Here is a 16,747-nt window from a genome sequence, read left to right on the forward strand (position 1 = left end):
GTGGACGATCTCTTCATCGCGCCTGCCATCCCCAGCCCGGAAACGCTGACCGTCAGCTTCGACGCCTGGGAAGGGCCGCTCGACCTGCTGCTCAGCCTGGCGCGGACGCAGAAGGTTGATTTGCGCGAAATTTCCATCCTCGCACTGACCGAACAATATCTCGATTTCATTGACGGCGCGCGGGAATTGCGGCTGGAACTGGCGGCGGATTATCTGGTGATGGCGGCCTGGCTCGCCTATCTCAAATCCTCGCTGCTGCTGCCGCGGCAGGAACAGGCCGATCCCAGCCCCGAAGACCTCGCGCTGCGGCTGCAACTGCGGCTCCAGCGGCTCCACGCCATGCGCGATGCGTCCGCCCGGCTGATGGCGCGCGACCGGGTCGGCCGCGATGTCTTCGCCCGGCGCAAGCCCGAAGGGCTGCGGCTGGTCAAGAAGGCGCTGTGGCGGGCCAGCCTCTACGACCTGATCCAGTCCTATGGACAGATTCGCGCCCGCACCCAACCGGCGGTCCACACCATCGCGGTGCGGCCGGTGATGACATTGGACGAGGCGATTCAGCGAGTGGGCGCGCTGGTGGGCTCGGCGCTCGACTGGACCCGGCTCGAATCCTTCCTGCCGCCCGATCTGGATACGCCCAAGGCGAAGTCAGCGCTTGCCAGCAGTTTCGTCGCGGCGCTGGAACTGGCGCGGCAGGGGCGGCTGGAAATGCAGCAGGACGGCATTTTCGCGCCGCTCTATTTGCGCGCCGCCGCGCCGAATCAGGATGCTTTGGCATGACCGCGGAGCCAGACGACTTCCTGCGCGCGGTGGAGGCCGCGCTGTTCGTGGCGGAAACGCCGCTGACGCCGGCCGAGATCAAGCTGCATGTGGGGGAGGGCGGCGACCTCGACGCCGCGCTTGGCGCGCTGGCCGACCATTATGCCGGACGGGGCGTCAATCTGGTCGAGCGGGGCGGCCGATGGCATTTCCAGACCGCGAGCGACCTAGCCCATATCCTGCGTCGCGAAAAGGACGAGCCGCGCAAATTGTCGCGCGCGGCGATGGAGACGCTGGCGATCATCGCCTATCACGAGCCGGTGAGCCGCGCGGAAATCGAGGCGATCCGCGGGGTGCAGGTAGCCAAGGGCACGCTCGACGTGCTGATGGAAGCGGGCTGGGTGCGCCCCGCCGGACGGCGCGAAGTGCCGGGGCGGCCGCTCATCTATGCGACGACCGTAGATTTTCTGTCACATTTCGGGCTTAGCAGCCGGCGCGACCTTCCGGGCATGGACGATCTGCGCGCCGCCGGCCTGCTCGACCCGGTCGATTTGGCGCTGGAGGGTCTGGGCGGTCAATCCGTTGTGGAAAATGACGAGGAAGACGCCTAGATAGGCCTTCTGCTAGGAGTATAAAAAATGGGTTCCTTTTCGCTGATGCACTGGGTCATCGTGCTCCTGGTCGTCATGCTGCTGTTTGGCGGCGGTCGTATTTCCGGCCTGATGGGCGATGTGGCCAAGGGCATCAAGAGCTTCAAGAAGGGCATGGCTGACGATAGCGACGACGATGTGACGCCGGCCAAGCCCGCTACGCGCCTGGAGGGCCATCGCGTGCCTGAGCAGGATGCGCCGAGCGCGACCGAAGAAAAGACCAAGGCCTGATCCTCTAGCGCAGGCCGGTAGTCCCGCATGTTTGGTATCGATTCGTCCGAATTTCTGGTGATCGTGATCATTGCCGTGATCGTGATCGGGCCGAAGGATCTGCCGCGCGCCTTGTACAAGGTGGGGCAGATCGTCGGCAAGGCGCAGGGCATGGCCCGCCATTTCCGCACCGGCATCGACGCCATGGTGCGCGAAGTGGAGCTGGAAGAGCTGGAAAAGAAGTGGGCGGCGCAGAACAAGCGGATCATGGACGAGCATCCGCCCGAAGTCGCCCCGCCCGAACCGCTGCCGGCGCCGGACGAAGCGGATACTGGCGACAAGCCGCCCTATGTGGCGGAAGCGCCGGCCGAAAAGCCGCCTTTTGTCGCCGAATCGGCCCCCGTAACGCCCGCGGCGGCGGACGGTCCGTCCTATGTGGCGGAGGCGTCGGCGGAGCTTGGTACCCCGCCGCACAAGGGTGACGCAGCGGCATGATCGGGGATATCGACGACAGCAAGGCGCCCTTGCTCGACCATTTGATCGAGTTGCGCGGCCGTTTGCTCAAATGCGTCTATGCGCTGGTGGCGACCGGGGCGATCTGCTTCTATTTTTCCGAACAGCTGTTTGCGATCCTGGTCCATCCGCTCAAGGAAGCGTTCGGCGACGGCGGCGGCAAGCTGGTCTACACCAAGCTGTACGAAGCCTTTTTCGTGCAGGTGAAGATCGCGTTCTTCGGCGCCTTCTGTCTGTCCTTTCCGATCATCGCCAACCAGCTCTGGGCCTTCGTCGCGCCGGGTCTCTATGCCAAGGAAAAGAAGGCGCTGCTGCCTTTCATCCTGGCGACGCCCTTCCTGTTCGCGATGGGCGCGAGCCTCGCCTATTTCGTGGTGATGCCGACCGCCTTCCACTTTTTCCTGGAGTTTCAGGGCAACAGCAGCGGCCTGTCGGTCGAGGCGCTGCCCAGCGCGGACGCCTATCTCGGCCTCGTCATGCAGTTCATCCTGGCCTTTGGGATCAGTTTCCTGATGCCGGTGCTGCTGATGCTGCTCAATCGCGCCGGTTTCGTCACCCGGGCGCAACTGATCGGGTTGCGCCGCTACATGATCGTCGCGGCGTTCATCCTGGCCGCCGTGTTGACGCCGCCCGATGTGGTGTCGCAGCTGATGCTCGCGATCCCGCTGCTGCTGCTTTACGAAATCACCATCGTCGCGATCTGGTTTACCGATCGCAGGGCGGCGAAAGTGGAAGCGGCGGAGGAGGCCTCGGCCTGAGCCCGTGCTGGGTTGTCTGGCGGATTGCCGACATTTCACTTCGTCATGCTGAACGTGTTTCAGCATCCATGGTGCGCCAAAAGCCTTGTCCCATTTGGACAATGGACCCTGAAACAAGTTCAGGGTGACGATGCTTAAGAGGTGGCCCAAACCCATTATTCCGCCTCATCTCCACCCCAAAAAAAGGCCCGCCGTTTGACGGGCGGGCCATGCTAGGGAGCGGGGTAGTAAACCGAAAGTCTGCGCGACCCTTAGTTCGCGGATTTTTCCACGGCCTTGCCAGCGCTCTGCACGTCGCGGCCTGCGCCTTCGACCGTGTTGCACGCGGCAACCATGAGCGATCCGGTGAGCAGCACGGCGGCCAGAATCTTCTTCGTCATCGGAAAATCTCCTCGTCAAAATCTGTGACCGGATGGCGACGCCATCGCAGTGACGAAGCAAGAACCCGCGCTGCACAGATACGTTCCGCAGGCGAAAAGAATAATGATTTCAAAGGGGAAAGCCCCGGAAAAATTCTGAGCCCGGAACGCGTCGGGGGGGGGAAGCGTTCCGGGCTCATATTTTTTGGATAGCAAGAGCGGGGGGCAAAAGATTTGCTATCCGAAATGTAGAACCCGCCATCGCGTAAATCGGTTCCCGTTCGGCGCCGAAAAAAGCATTTTTTAATATGCTTTTTTTCCAGTCACTTCGATGATCACCGCATCGTTAACCGCAAGAAAGTGGCGTTTCGGGCAAAAACATACGTCAAATGAGTGGGCGGCCGCTGTTGCGATATTCCGGCCGGATGGTGGATTCCGGCAGGCCGTCATCGGCGGGCTGGAGCGACGGTGCGGGCGTCCAGCCGGTGCGCGGCGCGGCCGGCGCCGGGGTCGGGGCGGGCGGCGTATAGGGCGCCGCCAGCATCTCGACCGGTTGCACCGGGCGGGCGGGCCAACTGGTGCGCGCCGGTCCCGAAATCGTCTCGCGCCCAAGATAAGGGTCCGAAAAGGCGGCGGTCGTGCCGTTGAAGCCGGGATTGCGATAGAAGATATGCGCGCCGATCACCGCCACGGCCTGCAGGCTGGAGGACCATAGGGGGCGTACCGCCAGCGTGTGATAATGGGTGGCGAGGCCAACGGGGGCATAGACCTTGCCCGCCAGTGCGTCTCCCGCCACGCGCCGCGCCCGGACCCAGGCGGCGGCGGCCGGCATCCGGGCCATCGCGCCGTCGCAACTGAAGGTGAACTGGCATTTATAGTCGGTGCGTTCCGACCCCTGATAGACGACGCCGCAGACCGTATCGGGCCAGAGCGGGCTGCGCACGCGGTTCAGCACCACCTGCGCCACCGCGCGCTGGCCGTCATCGGGTTCGTTGGCGGCCTCGTAATAGACGGCCGAGGTCAGGCAGTTGAGCGCGCGATAGCTGTCGAGGCCGGTGAGGCCGCGAAAGACCATGGCGGGCGCGGCCTTGGCTTCGTCCAGGCCCAGCACATGTTCGCTCTGCACCGTGGCGACGCCGGGCACCGGATCGAACGCGCCTTCGGCATAGAAAAAGGCGGAGCCGGGGAAGTTCGCGCCCGAATCCTCGGCCGGATCGGCCAGCGACCGGCTCTGTTCGCCATCCAGCATGTCGAGCGGCGCGGCGGTGATCAGGCGCGGCGCGACGAGCAGCAGCAGCGCGATCAGGGCGATCGCGCCATGGCCCTTCCACCCCTGCAACTGCGCAAGAAAACCCATGCCAAGCCCTAGTCGTCGCGCGACCCCATGTCGCCCAACCCGCCCTTAGCCCAATTTTCTTTTCCTTTCCTCTATGCATTTGGCCTGTGCCGCGATGGGACGGCGGAGGGTGAAAAGATTAACCGGGCAAAGATTGACGGGGCGATGAAATGGCCGCTTTCGCGTCGGCATCATTCCCTTGCTTGGCAAAGTCGCGCCCGCTCCGCTATGCGGGTGTCATGCTGCTTCAACCCAATAGTCTCGCATTGATCGGCAACACGCCGATGGTGCGCCTCGCCGGCCCTTCGCAAGAGACGGGCTGCGACATTTTCGCCAAGTGCGAATTCGCCAATCCCGGTGCCTCGGTCAAGGACCGGGCGGCGCTGTTCATCGTCAACGATGCCGAGGCAAAGGGGCTGCTCCAGCCCGGTGGCACCATCGTCGAGGGGACGGCGGGCAATACCGGCATCGGCCTGGCGCTGGTCGCCAATGCGAAGGGCTACAAGACGATCATCGTCATGCCCGAAACGCAGAGCCGCGAGAAGATGGACACGCTGCGCGCGCTCGGTGCGGAGCTGGTCACGGTGCCGGCCGCCCCCTATTCCAACCCCGGCCATTTCGTCCATACGTCCCGCCGACTGGCCGAAGAGACGGAAGGGGCGATCTGGGCCAACCAGTTCGACAATATCGCCAACCGCAAGGCGCATATCGTCGGCACGGCCGAGGAAATTTGGACCCAGATGGACGGCCGGATCGACGGCTTCACCTGCGCGGCCGGCACCGGCGGCACGATCGCGGGCGTCGGCCTGGGCCTGAAAGCCAAGGATGAAGCGATCACGATCGCGCTCAGCGATCCGCATGGCGCCGCGCTCTACAGCTATTATGCGACGGGCGAATTGAAGTCCGAAGGGTCGTCGGTGGCCGAGGGGATCGGCCAGGGGCGGATTACCGCCAATCTGGAAGGTGCGCCGATCGACACGCAGTTCCGCATTTCCGACGCGGACGGCATGGAGTGGGTGCGCCGCCTACTGAGCGAGGAAGGGCTGTGCCTGGGCCTGTCTTCGGGCATCAACGTCGCGGGCGCGGTGGCGCTCGCGCGGGAGCTCGGGCCGGGCAAGCGGATTGCGACCATCCTGTGCGACACCGGCTTCCGCTATCTGTCGACCCTCTACAACCGGCAGTGGCTGGAATCTAAGGGCTTGACGGTATTCCCCTGGCTCGCGCAGACTGCATGACCGCCGACACGGGTCGCGGCGAAGAGGTCCAGAGCGTCACCATGGCTGAAACGCCCCGCCGACAGGAAGGGTTACAGCGCGTCCAGATCGGCCTGACCGGTCTGGCGGGTGTGGTGCTGCTGGTGGGCCTGGCCAATATCGTCATCGAAAAGGCGCGGATGGACGATGCCGCGCTGCCGCCGCCGGTGGTGCCGACGCTCAGCACGAACGGCAATGCCGTGTCGCCGCGCGATCCGCTGGCCGAGCTGGGCGTGCAGCCCGCGCCGGAACAGGCGCCGATCGTGCCCGACCTTCAGCCCGATCCCAATATCCGCAAGCCCATGGACCGCGACCCCGCGCAGCAGCAGCGCTGAGCGATGCAGCCGGGCCGGGATCGCCGCCGATGATGGCGGGGCTGAAACGATTCCTGTGGCTTTGGCTGCCGCCGCTGGCGATTGTCCTGATCGGCCTTTGGCGCGCCTGGTTGACCGGGCAGGCCGATCCCTGGGACTGGGGCCTGCCGATGGCGTTGCTGCTGGCGGGCGCGGGCCTGCTGCTGGCGCGGCGCGGCCCGGCGATTCTGACCTGGGTGGGGATGGGTGGCGTCGGGATGGCGCTGCTCTTCTGCACGGTGGCCGCAGGACGCGCGCCGGATGGCATGGCGGCGCTGGGATTGCTGGCGGTCGCGCTGCTGGCCGTTTTTGGCGGGGCGACGCTGCGCCACTCCCTGTTCGCTTCGAGCGAAGGCGAGAAGCCTGGCGCGAACACGTCTCGACTGCGCTCGAAGCGAACGGGCCTGGGCATGATTTTCCTCGTCCTGGCGGCGCTGCTCCTCTGGCGCGGTCCCGCTCAACCGTTGCAGCCCGTACCGGATCGTCCAAGGCTAGCCGTCATCACTGGCTTGCCGCTCTTCTGGAACGAGGCGGGGCCACAGGACGCGCCCATCGTCAAGCTCCTGCGCACCCGCTTCACCGTGATCCCGATCGACGATCCGGTTCAGCTCAGGGCATCGGGCGCACGGCGACTCCTGCTGGCCCAGCCGCGCGCACTAACGCCCGCGCAACTGGTCGCGATCGACAAATGGGTGGGGGCGGGCGGCACGGCGCTGGTGCTGGCCGATCCGCTACTGCGCTGGCCGTCCGATCTGCCGCTGGGCGATCGCCGCCGCGCGCCGTCCACCAGCCTGCTGGGCGCGCTGCTCGACCATTGGGGGGTCGCGCCGCCGGGCGTAGTGGATCAGGCGGAAATCCGGCATTTCCTGCCCGACGGCCCGCTCATCACCCTGTCGGGCGCCGGGCGATCGGGAGACGCCGTGATGCAGCGCAAGCGCATCGGCAAGGGCGCGGTGCTGCTGCTGGGCGACGCCGATCCGCTCGACGACCGGCTGTGGCTCGCCGATCCCGTCTATTCGCTCGACCCGCGCCATTGGGTGGCCGACACGCCTGCCCTCGTCGTTCAGTGGCTGGGTGGGGCGTCCATTCCCGGCGACCGGCGCTGGATGCGGGAGGCGCAGGACGTCACCCGCGCGATCCGCTGGGCGCTCCTGGCTGGGACGATATGGGCGATAGTGGGCGCGATCCGGCTCCGCCTCGAAAGGCGGGGTCCGGCCCCCGGAACAAAAGGAGAAGATGGCGGCGCGAAAGATAACAATTCCAGTTAGTCCCGTATTTCACCGTCTTTTCCCATCATTACCCATGCTTTCCCATTGCAGTCACCCCCTATGCTTGATAGGTAAATCGGCATTGGGGTTCGTCAGGCTTTGCGTTGTCCTGTGCGCTGGATGGTGTTCTCATGATTCCGGCGACAGGCGGCCTGCGCCCCGAATAAAAGGGGTCGGTTGCCAGCGTGTCGGACGTCATTCTCTATTCGGGCAACGCATTCAGCGTCGCGGACGGCAAGGGCCGTTTCGTGCTGCCCCTGGAGATGCGCAAGCTGGTCACCCAGGCCAGCGGCGGCCAGAACCGCCTGTGCCTGTCGATCCATATGGACAATGGCTGCGCCACCGGCTTCGGCCTGTCCCACAAGCAGTTTCTGTTCGACGAGGTCGAAAAGCTGGAACGTCAGGCCTATGAGGCCGGGCGCGATTTCAACGCCGATCTGGAACGCGAAAACCGCCTCGGCACGATCGAGGATGTGAATTTCGATGATGCCGGCCGCTTCTTCCTGCACCCCGATATCAAGGACGAAGCCGGCGTCACCGACGCGATCTTCTTCTATGGCGTGGGTCGCTATTTCCAGGTCTGGAAGCCCGAAGCGCTGGTCGAAAGCCCCGATCGCCCGGCTTTGATCCGCAACAAGGTGCGGCGCTGGATCGACGCGCGTGCGGAAGGGGCGGCCAGGTGAGCGACGCCCCCCACATCCCCGTCCTGATCGACGAAGTGCTGGACGCCCTCGCCATCGCCCCCGGCGAGATTCATGTCGACGGCACGTTCGGCGCGGGCGGCTATAGCAGCGCCATGGCCCGTGCCGGCGCTCAGGTCTTCGCCTTCGATCGCGACCCCGATGCGATCCGCGAAGGGCAGGCGGTCGCCGACGCCCACGGCATCACGCTGATCGCGGGCGAATTTTCGCGCATGGCGGAATTGCTAGCGGAGCGCGGCATCGAAAAGGTGTCGGGCATCACGCTCGACATCGGCGTATCCTCCATGCAGCTTGATCGGGCGGAGCGCGGCTTTTCCTTTCAGTCGGACGGCCCGCTCAGCATGACGATAAGTCAGGACGGCATGAGCGCCGCCGATTTCCTCAACAGCGCGTCGGAAGAGGATATCGCCAACGTCATCTATCGCTATGGCGACGAGCCGCGGTCGCGCCGGGTCGCCCATGCGATCGTCGATGCGCGCCCGCTGGAGCGCACCGGCCAGCTTGCGGCCGTGGTCCGCCGCGCGCTGGGGCATAAGCCGCATGACAAGAAAGACCCGGCCACCCGCACCTTCCAGGCGATCCGCATCCATGTGAACCGCGAACTGGAAGAGCTGGAACTGGCGCTCGACGCGGCCGAGGAACTGCTGGAGGAGGGCGGCCGCCTCGCGATCGTCACCTTCCACAGTCTGGAAGATCGAATCGTCAAGCAGTTCCTGCGCAAGCGCAGCGGCGGCGAGGGGGCGGGGTCCAGACATCTGCCCGAACGTGCCGCCGGGCCGCAGCCGACCTTCGCCAAGCCGGCCAAGGCGGTGCGTCCGGGTGACGCGGAGCTGGTGCGCAACCCCCGCGCCCGATCGGCCACCCTGCGTGCCGCCGTCCGTACATCCGCCCCCGTTTCCTCGTCTCCCCGGAGTGCCCGCTCATGATCGCCGTCAAGAGGTTGCAGAGCCTGATCTGGGTGATCCTGGTCGCACTGGGCGCGCTGGGCGCCTATATGGTGTCGCTCAAGGTCGCGACCGAGCGCAACGAGTTGATGAAGGTGCGTGCGCAGATTGCGGGGGCGAAGGGCGACATTCGCTATCTGGAAACGGAATTCAGCGCGCGCGCCTCGATGCGCCAGCTCGAAAGCTGGAACCAGCATGACTTCATGTATGCGACGCCCAGCGCGCAGCAATATCTGGGCGGCGAGCGGGCGCTGGCGCATCTGGACGGCGTCCAGCCCAATGGTCCCGACTATGTCGCGCCGCCGGTGATGGTGGCGATGGTCCAGACCCCCGCCGACCTGCCGTCCGCGCCGCAAAAGGCGCCCGAAAGCCCGGCTGCGACCCAGATTCGCAGCGATATCGCCGTGATCCGGGAGGCCCATGCCGCCGATGCCGTCGACAAGCTGCCCAAGCCTGCGCCCCGCACCCCGGCGCAGCAGGCCAAGGTTGACGCCGATGTGACCAAGCCCAATCCGATCGCGCGCAAGGCGGAGCGGATGGCGATGCTCGACGCCAAGCTGCTGGACGACAGCACGCTGGGCGATCTCAGCGCCAAGGCGGCGCGCGAGAAGCGCAGGGAGGCGCGCTGATGGCCACAATCATTGTCCAGCCAGGCGGGGAACGGGCGGGGCGGCAGCGGGTCAACCTGACCGCCATCGCCCACAACCGGCTGATGCTGCTGCTGATCCTGTTCCTGGCTATCACCTCCATCCTGATCGGCCGACTCGCCTGGGTCGGCATTTTTGCGCATGGTGCGACGGGCGACGGCAGCCTGTCGGCCTTCCTGCCTGCACGCGCCGACATCGTCGATCGCAACGGCGTGCCGCTGGCGCGCACCATGGACGCCTATTCGGTGGCGGTCCGCCCGTCCAAGCTGATCGGCGAGCCGGCCGAACTGGCGCGCAAGCTGCACGAAATCTTTCCCGATGAACCCGAAGCGGCCTTCTACAAGAAGCTGCGTGGGCGCGGCTGGGCCTATCTGCGCCGCCGCGCGCTGCCCGAACAGGTGGCCGCAGTGAACGCGCTGGGCGAGATCGGCATCGAATTTCCGCGTGAGAAGGAGCGGCTCTATCCGCAGCGCACGCTCGCGGCGCATGTGCTGGGCTTCGCGCCCAATGCCGATGGCGTGGGCGGCATGGGCGTGGAGGCCGCGTTCAACGACCGGCTGACCGACGCCGCGCAGCGCGGCAAGCCCTTCGCCGTGTCGATCGACAGCCGGGTGCAGGGCGCGCTGGAAAGCGAACTCTATGCGCAATTGGTACAGACGCGGGCCAAGGGCGCGGGCGGCATCATCATGGACGCCAATACCGGCGAGATCATCGCCATGGCGTCGATCCCCGTCTTCGATCCCAACAAGCTGCAAAATTATGCGGGCAAGACGTGCAGCGAATCGCCGCTCTGCAACCATATGGTGCAGGCGCGCTACGAACTGGGTTCCTCGTTCAAGCCGCTGTCGATCGCCGCAGCGATGGACGCGGGCGTGGTGACGTCGATGAGCAAGCGGTACGACGCCACCGCGCCGCTTGCGGTCGCGGGCTTTCGCATCAAGGACGACCATGCGATGGGCCGCTGGATCAACGTGCCGGAAATCCTGGTTCACAGTTCCAATATCGGCACGGCACGGATCGCCGACGAAATGGGCGCGGCGCCGCTCCAGAAGATGTTCCGCAGCCTGGACTTCGACCAGCGCGCGCCGATCGAGTTCAACGAGCGCGCCAAGGGCATCTGGCCGTCAAGCTGGGGCCGGATCACCAGCATGACGACGGCCTATGGCCATGGCATTGCGGTCACGCCACTGCATCTGGCGGCCGCCTATGCCGCTTTGGTCAATGGCGGCATCTGGCGCCCCGCGACCGTGCGCAAGCTCAGCCCCGACGAAGTGCCGGAGGGACGCCGCGTCTTTTCCGCCGCCACCAGCGCGCGGATGCGGCAACTGTTGCGGATGATCGTGTCGGCGGGTACAGGACGAAGCGCCGACGCCAAGGGATTCCGGGTGGGCGGCAAGACGGGTTCCGCCGAAAAGCCTCAAGAGGGGCGCTATAACAAGACTTCGCTGGTGACGACTTTCGCTTCTGCCTTCCCGATGGACAATCCCCGCTATGTCGTCGTCGCGATCATGGACGAGGCGACGGGGCAATATGGCCTGCGCACGGCGGCCTGGACCGCCGCGCCGGTGGTGAAGCGGGTGGTTGAGCGCACCGGTCCGATGCTGGGCGTATTGCCGGACGAGAGCCGCGACGTCGATATTTCCGACCTGATGCCGTTGCTGCACGGCGACAAGGAGAAAGAATGATGCGCCTTGGCTCGCTGGTCGACGGTCTGGACGCTGCGATATCGGGTGAGGCTGGCGCGGGTGCCGGCCTCGATTCGTCGGTGACCGGTTTCGCCATCGACAATCGCAAGGTCGCGCCCGGCACCGTCTTCGGCGCGTTCCAGGGGCTGCGCGTCAATGGCGAGGATTATATCGCCGACGCCGTAAAGGCGGGCGCCGTCGCCGTGGTCGCCCGGCCGGAGGCGAAGGTCGACGGCGCGATCCACATCGCCCACGCCAATCCCCGCCGCCTGCTGGCGCTGATGGCGGCGCGCTATTTCGCGCCGTTCCCGGACGTAACCGTCGCCGTCACCGGCACAAACGGCAAGACCAGCACGGTCGAGCTCGCGCGCCAGCTATGGCGGATGATGGGGCATAAGTCCGCATCGATCGGCACGCTGGGCGTCACCACCGCGGTCGATCAGGTGTCGACCGGCCTTACCACGCCGGACATCGTCACCTTCCTCGCCAATATGTCGGGCCTGCGCCGCGAGGGCATCACCCATGCCGCGTTCGAGGCGTCTAGCCATGGGCTGGACCAGTATCGCACAGAAGGGCTGCCGGTGATTGCGGGCGCTTTTACCAACCTGTCGCGCGACCATCTCGACTATCATGGCGACATGGATCGCTATTTCGACGCCAAGATGCGGCTGTTCGATGAAGTCGTTTCGGCGGATGGCGCGGCGGTCGTCTGGGCGGACGATGGCTGGTCGGACAAGGTCATCGCGCGGGCTACGAAGCGGGGGCTTCGTGTGCTGAGCGTCGGGGTGCAGGGACAGGCGCTGCGCCTGGTCAACCGCACCCCGACCCAGTTGGGCCAGGCGCTGGAGATCGAAGCGGATGGCAAGATTTATAAGGTCAACCTGCCGCTGATCGGTGCTTATCAGGCCGCCAACGCCCTTACCGCTGCGGGCCTCATCATCGCGACCGGCGGAGACACGGCCAAGGTGCTGGAACTGCTCGGCCGGGTCCAGCCGGTGCGCGGACGCCTTGAACGCGCCGTCATCAGCAAGGCGGGGGCACCCGTCTATGTCGATTATGCCCATACGCCCGACGGGCTGAAGGCCGCGATCGAGGCGCTGCGCCCGCATACGCGCGGCAAGCTCATCACCCTGTTCGGCGCGGGCGGCGATCGTGATGCGGGCAAGCGCCCGTTGATGGGCAAGGTCGCGGCGGAACTGTCCGACCATGTCATCGTGACCGACGACAATCCACGCTCCGAAGAACCCTCCGCCATCCGCGCCGCCGTGCTGGCCGGCGCACCGGAGGCGCAGGAAATGGGCGGCCGCCGCGCCGCGATCGCCGCCGCGATCGCCATGGCCGGCGCGGACGACATCGTCCTGCTGGCGGGCAAGGGGCATGAGCAGGGCCAGATCATCGGCGACCGCGTGCTGCCCTTCGATGACGTCACCGTGGCGCGGGAGTGCGCGGGTTGATGCTTAACCCCCCTATATCCGAATCGAACCGGGGTTGGCGCTGATGCCAGACCTCTGGACCTCCACCGAAATCGCTGAGGCCACAGGCGGCGCCGCGTCGGCGCCGTTCGCCGTTTCGGGCGTCGCCTTCGACAGCCGCGAAGTCGGGCAGGGCGACCTGTTCGTCGCGATGAAGGGCGAGACGACCGACGGCCACAGGTTCATCGACAAGGCGTTCGGGCAGGGTGCGGCAGGCGCGATCGTCAGCGAGCCGGTGGCGCACCCCCATATCCTGGTGCCCGACAGCGCCGCCGCGCTCGAAGCGCTTGGAAAAGCGTCGCGCAAGCGTATGGGCGGCAAGGTAATCGGCGTCACCGGATCGGTCGGTAAGACCGGCACCAAGGAAGCGTTGTTCCAGGCGCTCGATCGCGCCGCGCCGGGGCAGGTGCATCGCTCGGTCAAAAGCTACAATAATCATGTCGGCGTACCGCTCAGCCTCGCCCGGATGCCGCGCGGGTCGGCCCATGGCGTGTTCGAAATGGGCATGAACCATGCCGGCGAACTGTCCGCCCTGACGCGGCAGGTCCGCCCCCATGTCGCCATCGTCACCGCGATCGCGCCGGCCCATATCGAATTTTTCGGCACGGAGGCGAAGATCGCCGAGGCCAAGGCGGAGATTTTCGAGGGGCTGCAACCCGGCGGCACCGCGATCATCCCCTATGACAGCCCGCATGTCGCGCTGCTCTACAACAAGGCGGAACGCCACGCGGCGCGCATCCTGACCTTCGGCACCAGCCCGCAGGCCGACATCTGCGCGCGCGAAGCCGTGCCGGCGCCGGGCGGCGGTACGCTGGTCACCGCAACCCTGCCCGACGCGGAGCTGTGCTTCACCGTCGCCGCGCCGGGCGACCATTGGGTGTCGAACGCGCTGGCGGTGCTGGCGGCGGTCGATGCGGTGGGCGGCGATCTGGCCGCAGCGGGCCTGGCGCTCGCCGAAATGCCGGGCCTGCCGGGCCGGGGCGAGCGGCGCAGCCTGCCCGTGGCAGGCGGACACGTGCTGCTGATCGACGAAAGCTACAACGCCAATCCGCTGTCCATGAAGGCGACGCTCACGCAACTGGGCCGCGAAAAGGCCGACCGGCGCATCGCCATATTGGGCGGGATGCGCGAACTGGGCGACCGCAGCGTAGAACTCCATGCCGGCCTTGCCGAACCGCTCGGTACGGGCCGGGTCGATTATGCGATATTGGTCGGCGCGGAAATGGCGCCGCTGGCCGATCTGCTCGACGGCATCATTCCCTATGCGCATGTCGCCGATACGGCGGCGGCCATTCCCCTCATCCAAAGCGAAATACGCGCGGGCGACGCGATACTGGTCAAAGGCTCGAACGGCGTGGGCTTGTCCCGCCTGGTCGCCGCCATGGCCGACAGCGCCCGTGACGGAGATAGGAACTAATGCTCTACTGGCTGGCCGAAACGCTCGATTTCGCGGGGGTGTTCAACCTCATCCGCTACCTGTCCTTCCGTGCGGGCGCGGCGATCTTCACCGCGTTGCTGATCGGCCTGGTCATCGGCCCCAAATTCATCGGCTGGCTGCGCGTCCGCCAGGGCAAGGGCCAGCCGATCCGCGACGACGGCCCCCAGACCCACCTCGCCAAGCGTGGCACGCCCACCATGGGCGGCCTGATGATCCTGACCTCGATGGTCATTTCGGTGCTGCTGTGGATGGACCTGTCCTCCACCTATGTCTGGGCCTGCCTGTTCGTGACCCTGGGCTTCGGCGCGATCGGCTTCCTCGACGATTATGACAAGGTGACCAAGGCCAGCCACAAGGGACTGTCGGGCAAGATGCGCCTGCTGTTCGAATTCCTCATCGCGGGCTTCGCCGCCTGGATGATCGTCAACCAGCATGGCAATACCGCGCTCTACGTGCCCTTCTACAATGGCCCGGCGATCGAGCTGGGGCCATTTTACTTCTGCTTCGCCGCCTTCGTCATCGTCGCCTTCGGCAATGCGGTGAACCTGACCGATGGCCTCGACGGTCTCGCCACCATGCCGGTCATCATCGCCAGCCTTGCCTTCATGCTGATCGTCTATCTGGTCGGTCGGGCCGACTTCGCCGCCTATCTGGGCATCCCGCACGTGCCGGGCGCGGGGAACCTGACCATATTGTGCGGGGCGATCATCGGGTCGGGCCTCGCCTTCCTATGGTTCAACGCGCCGCCCGCCGCGGTGTTCATGGGCGACACGGGGTCGCTGGCGCTGGGCGGAACGATCGGGGTGATCGCGGTCACCGCCCATCATGAGATCGTGCTGGGCATTATCGGCGGCCTCTTCGTCGTGGAGGCGCTGTCGGTCATCATCCAGGTCTTCTTCTACAAGCGCACCGGCAAGCGCGTGTTCAAGATGGCGCCGATCCATCATCATTTCGAGCAACTGGGCTGGGCCGAGCCGACCGTGGTGATCCGTTTCTGGATCATCGCCTTCGTGCTGGCGCTCGCCGGTCTCGCCACCCTGAAGCTGAGGTGAAGGGATGATCGTTTCGGAGGCATTTGCGGGCAAGCGTTACGCCGTGCTGGGTCTGGCGCGGTCGGGCCTGGCGACGGTCGAGACGCTGGTCGCCAGCGGCGCGCGTGTCGTGGCATGGGACAGTCGGGAGGAAGCGCGCGCTCTGGTCGAGGGCAAGGCGGAACTGGGCGACCCGATGGAGATCGACCTCAGCGGCTTTGACGGCATCGTCGTGTCGCCGGGCGTGCCATTGAACCGCCACCCGATCGCGATGCGCGCGAAGATCGCCGGTGTGCCGGTCATCGGCGACATCGAACTGTTCGCGCTCGCCCGTCCGACGTTGCCGCCGCACAAGGTCGTCGGCATCACCGGCACCAACGGCAAGTCGACCACCACGGCGCTGATCCACCACATCATCGAGCAGGCGGGTTTCCCCACGGTGATGGGCGGCAATATCGGCCTGCCGATCCTGAGCCAGCCGCCGCTGGAACCCAATTTGCATGGGGTGGGCGTCTATGTGCTGGAACTGTCCAGCTACCAGATCGACCTGACCCGCAGCCTGGACTGCGACGTCGCGGTATTGCTCAACATCACGCCCGACCATCTTGATCGGTACGATGGGTTCGAAGGCTATGTCGCGTCGAAGGCGCGGCTGTTCGCGATGCAGTCGACCGAGCATGTCGCGGTTATAGCTGTTGAAGATTCCGCGAGCCGAATTATTGCTTCAGACACGGCAGCGCCTCTGAAGGCTGTCCATTCTCGCGACATCGATCCCGTCGCCCAATTGACCTGGCCCGCCCTGCAAGGCCCGCACAACGCCCAGAACGCGGCGGTGGCCATCGCCGTCGCAACGGCCCTGGATATCGACCCCGATACCATCGACAACGCCCTCGCCAGCTACGCCTCGCTCCCGCACCGGATGCAGGCGGTGGGCACCCATAACGGCGTCCTCTACGTCAACGACAGCAAGGCGACCAACGCCGCCTCCACCGCGCCCGCGCTCGCCGCCTGGCCGGCCAAGGACGGCAAGCCACGCATCCACTGGATATTGGGCGGCGTCGCCAAATCCGACAATCTGGACGAATGCGTCCCCCATTTTGGCAACATCGCCCACGCCTATACCATCGGCGAAGCGGGGCATATGTTCGCCGATCTGCTGCGGCCGCATATGGCGGTGGACGACAGTGAAATGCTAAGCGCCGCCGTCCGCCGCGCCGCGCGCATCGCGCAGCCGGGGGATGTGGTGCTATTGTCGCCCGCCTGCGCCAGTTTCGACCAGTTTCGCGATTTCGAAGCGCGCGGCGATGCCTTTGCTGCTGCCGTCGCGGCGTTGGGATCGACGGGCGATTAAGCCAGCATAGCCGGGGGGCGAG

18 protein-coding genes are annotated in these 16,747 nt (G+C 65.9%); 16 read left to right on the forward strand and 2 right to left on the reverse strand.

Annotation, left to right across the window (positions count from 1 at the left end):
• From ABT375_RS17210 to tatC, 5 genes are read left to right on the forward strand one after another with little or no spacing between them, the layout of a single operon-like run.
• On the forward strand, positions 1 to 777 hold the full coding sequence (locus tag ABT375_RS17210) for a segregation and condensation protein A (protein ID WP_416463455.1): 777 nt from the start codon (positions 1 to 3) through the stop codon (positions 775 to 777).
• Positions 774 to 1,367, forward strand: coding sequence for an SMC-Scp complex subunit ScpB (scpB, locus tag ABT375_RS17215; protein ID WP_224548376.1), 594 nt, complete (start codon positions 774 to 776; stop codon positions 1,365 to 1,367). Before ABT375_RS17210 ends, scpB begins: the two co-directional genes overlap by 4 nt.
• Positions 1,368 to 1,394: 27 nt before the next feature.
• The gene (locus tag ABT375_RS17220; RefSeq protein ID WP_066604147.1) at positions 1,395 to 1,637 is read left to right on the forward strand and encodes a twin-arginine translocase TatA/TatE family subunit; all 243 of its coding nucleotides are present in this window, start codon (positions 1,395 to 1,397) and stop codon (positions 1,635 to 1,637) included.
• 27 nt (positions 1,638 to 1,664) lie between these two features.
• Positions 1,665 to 2,111 (forward strand): Sec-independent protein translocase protein TatB, encoded by a 447-nt coding sequence (gene tatB, locus ABT375_RS17225; RefSeq protein ID WP_416463456.1) that lies wholly within the window; start codon positions 1,665 to 1,667, stop codon positions 2,109 to 2,111.
• Positions 2,108 to 2,887 carry a twin-arginine translocase subunit TatC gene (gene tatC, locus ABT375_RS17230; protein WP_224548380.1) on the forward strand — a complete coding sequence of 260 codons (780 nt, stop codon included), beginning with the start codon at positions 2,108 to 2,110 and terminating at the stop codon, positions 2,885 to 2,887. Before tatB ends, tatC begins: the two co-directional genes overlap by 4 nt.
• Positions 2,888 to 3,138: 251 nt before the next feature.
• On the opposite strand, the gene ABT375_RS17235 is transcribed toward tatC, so the two are convergent.
• Both ABT375_RS17235 and ABT375_RS17240 read right to left on the reverse strand, forming a co-directional pair.
• Positions 3,139 to 3,267, reverse strand: a complete 129-nt coding sequence (locus ABT375_RS17235) for an entericidin A/B family lipoprotein (RefSeq protein ID WP_056683165.1) — start codon at positions 3,265 to 3,267, stop codon at positions 3,139 to 3,141.
• Positions 3,268 to 3,631: 364 nt separating this feature from the next.
• Positions 3,632 to 4,603: a cell wall hydrolase gene (locus ABT375_RS17240; RefSeq protein ID WP_416463457.1), complete on the reverse strand. Its 972-nt coding sequence runs from the start codon at positions 4,601 to 4,603 to the stop codon at positions 3,632 to 3,634.
• Positions 4,604 to 4,821: 218 nt separating this feature from the next.
• On the opposite strand from ABT375_RS17240, the gene ABT375_RS17245 reads away from it, so the two are divergent.
• From ABT375_RS17245 to murD, 11 genes are all read left to right on the forward strand, one after another.
• Positions 4,822 to 5,817, forward strand: a complete 996-nt coding sequence (locus ABT375_RS17245) for a cysteine synthase A (RefSeq protein ID WP_224548382.1) — start codon at positions 4,822 to 4,824, stop codon at positions 5,815 to 5,817.
• Between the two features lie 41 nt (positions 5,818 to 5,858).
• Positions 5,859 to 6,170: a hypothetical protein gene (locus tag ABT375_RS17250; protein ID WP_315975815.1), complete on the forward strand. Its 312-nt coding sequence runs from the start codon at positions 5,859 to 5,861 to the stop codon at positions 6,168 to 6,170.
• A 29-nt stretch (positions 6,171 to 6,199) separates the two neighbouring features.
• Positions 6,200 to 7,456 (forward strand): ABC transporter, encoded by a 1,257-nt coding sequence (locus tag ABT375_RS17255; protein ID WP_416463458.1) that lies wholly within the window; start codon positions 6,200 to 6,202, stop codon positions 7,454 to 7,456.
• Between the two features lie 185 nt (positions 7,457 to 7,641).
• On the forward strand, positions 7,642 to 8,139 hold the full coding sequence (locus ABT375_RS17260) for a division/cell wall cluster transcriptional repressor MraZ (RefSeq protein WP_416463459.1): 498 nt from the start codon (positions 7,642 to 7,644) through the stop codon (positions 8,137 to 8,139).
• Positions 8,136 to 9,083 (forward strand): 16S rRNA (cytosine(1402)-N(4))-methyltransferase RsmH, encoded by a 948-nt coding sequence (rsmH, locus tag ABT375_RS17265; protein ID WP_416463460.1) that lies wholly within the window; start codon positions 8,136 to 8,138, stop codon positions 9,081 to 9,083. Before ABT375_RS17260 ends, rsmH begins: the two co-directional genes overlap by 4 nt.
• Positions 9,080 to 9,730, forward strand: a complete 651-nt coding sequence (locus ABT375_RS17270; RefSeq protein ID WP_261935358.1) for a colicin transporter — start codon at positions 9,080 to 9,082, stop codon at positions 9,728 to 9,730. Before rsmH ends, ABT375_RS17270 begins: the two co-directional genes overlap by 4 nt.
• Positions 9,730 to 11,433: a peptidoglycan D,D-transpeptidase FtsI family protein gene (locus tag ABT375_RS17275; protein ID WP_224548388.1), complete on the forward strand. Its 1,704-nt coding sequence runs from the start codon at positions 9,730 to 9,732 to the stop codon at positions 11,431 to 11,433. Before ABT375_RS17270 ends, ABT375_RS17275 begins: the two co-directional genes overlap by 1 nt.
• Positions 11,433 to 12,887, forward strand: a complete 1,455-nt coding sequence (locus ABT375_RS17280) for a UDP-N-acetylmuramoyl-L-alanyl-D-glutamate--2,6-diaminopimelate ligase (RefSeq protein ID WP_416464929.1) — start codon at positions 11,433 to 11,435, stop codon at positions 12,885 to 12,887. Before ABT375_RS17275 ends, ABT375_RS17280 begins: the two co-directional genes overlap by 1 nt.
• Before the next feature lie 43 nt (positions 12,888 to 12,930).
• On the forward strand, positions 12,931 to 14,322 hold the full coding sequence (locus ABT375_RS17285; RefSeq protein WP_416463461.1) for a UDP-N-acetylmuramoyl-tripeptide--D-alanyl-D-alanine ligase: 1,392 nt from the start codon (positions 12,931 to 12,933) through the stop codon (positions 14,320 to 14,322).
• Positions 14,322 to 15,395: a phospho-N-acetylmuramoyl-pentapeptide-transferase gene (mraY, locus tag ABT375_RS17290; protein WP_224548392.1), complete on the forward strand. Its 1,074-nt coding sequence runs from the start codon at positions 14,322 to 14,324 to the stop codon at positions 15,393 to 15,395. Before ABT375_RS17285 ends, mraY begins: the two co-directional genes overlap by 1 nt.
• Before the next feature lie 4 nt (positions 15,396 to 15,399).
• Positions 15,400 to 16,725, forward strand: coding sequence for a UDP-N-acetylmuramoyl-L-alanine--D-glutamate ligase (murD, locus tag ABT375_RS17295; RefSeq protein WP_416463462.1), 1,326 nt, complete (start codon positions 15,400 to 15,402; stop codon positions 16,723 to 16,725).
• Positions 16,726 to 16,747 lie beyond the last annotated feature (22 nt).

It is taken from the genome of Sphingomonas sp. VDB2 (assembly GCF_047946695.1).
GTDB lineage: Bacteria > Pseudomonadota > Alphaproteobacteria > Sphingomonadales > Sphingomonadaceae > Sphingobium > Sphingobium bisphenolicum.

What these genes read in the sequence shown, in the direction of transcription:
- ABT375_RS17275 (WP_224548388.1), top strand. Translation starts at nt 9,730, where the DNA reads ATGGCCACAATCATTGTCCAGCCAGGCGGGGAACGGGCGGGGCGGCAG.
- tatC (WP_224548380.1), top strand. Translation starts at nt 2,108, where the DNA reads ATGATCGGGGATATCGACGACAGCAAGGCGCCCTTGCTCGACCATTTG.
- ABT375_RS17255 (WP_416463458.1), top strand. Translation starts at nt 6,200, where the DNA reads ATGATGGCGGGGCTGAAACGATTCCTGTGGCTTTGGCTGCCGCCGCTG.
- ABT375_RS17235 (WP_056683165.1), bottom strand. Translation starts at nt 3,267, where the DNA reads ATGACGAAGAAGATTCTGGCCGCCGTGCTGCTCACCGGATCGCTCATG.
- ABT375_RS17250 (WP_315975815.1), top strand. Translation starts at nt 5,859, where the DNA reads ATGGCTGAAACGCCCCGCCGACAGGAAGGGTTACAGCGCGTCCAGATC.
- ABT375_RS17220 (WP_066604147.1), top strand. Translation starts at nt 1,395, where the DNA reads ATGGGTTCCTTTTCGCTGATGCACTGGGTCATCGTGCTCCTGGTCGTC.
- ABT375_RS17280 (WP_416464929.1), top strand. Translation starts at nt 11,433, where the DNA reads ATGCGCCTTGGCTCGCTGGTCGACGGTCTGGACGCTGCGATATCGGGT.
- ABT375_RS17245 (WP_224548382.1), top strand. Translation starts at nt 4,822, where the DNA reads ATGCTGCTTCAACCCAATAGTCTCGCATTGATCGGCAACACGCCGATG.
- ABT375_RS17285 (WP_416463461.1), top strand. Translation starts at nt 12,931, where the DNA reads ATGCCAGACCTCTGGACCTCCACCGAAATCGCTGAGGCCACAGGCGGC.
- ABT375_RS17240 (WP_416463457.1), bottom strand. Translation starts at nt 4,603, where the DNA reads ATGGGTTTTCTTGCGCAGTTGCAGGGGTGGAAGGGCCATGGCGCGATC.
- mraY (WP_224548392.1), top strand. Translation starts at nt 14,322, where the DNA reads ATGCTCTACTGGCTGGCCGAAACGCTCGATTTCGCGGGGGTGTTCAAC.
- ABT375_RS17270 (WP_261935358.1), top strand. Translation starts at nt 9,080, where the DNA reads ATGATCGCCGTCAAGAGGTTGCAGAGCCTGATCTGGGTGATCCTGGTC.
- murD (WP_416463462.1), top strand. Translation starts at nt 15,400, where the DNA reads ATGATCGTTTCGGAGGCATTTGCGGGCAAGCGTTACGCCGTGCTGGGT.
- tatB (WP_416463456.1), top strand. Translation starts at nt 1,665, where the DNA reads ATGTTTGGTATCGATTCGTCCGAATTTCTGGTGATCGTGATCATTGCC.
- scpB (WP_224548376.1), top strand. Translation starts at nt 774, where the DNA reads ATGACCGCGGAGCCAGACGACTTCCTGCGCGCGGTGGAGGCCGCGCTG.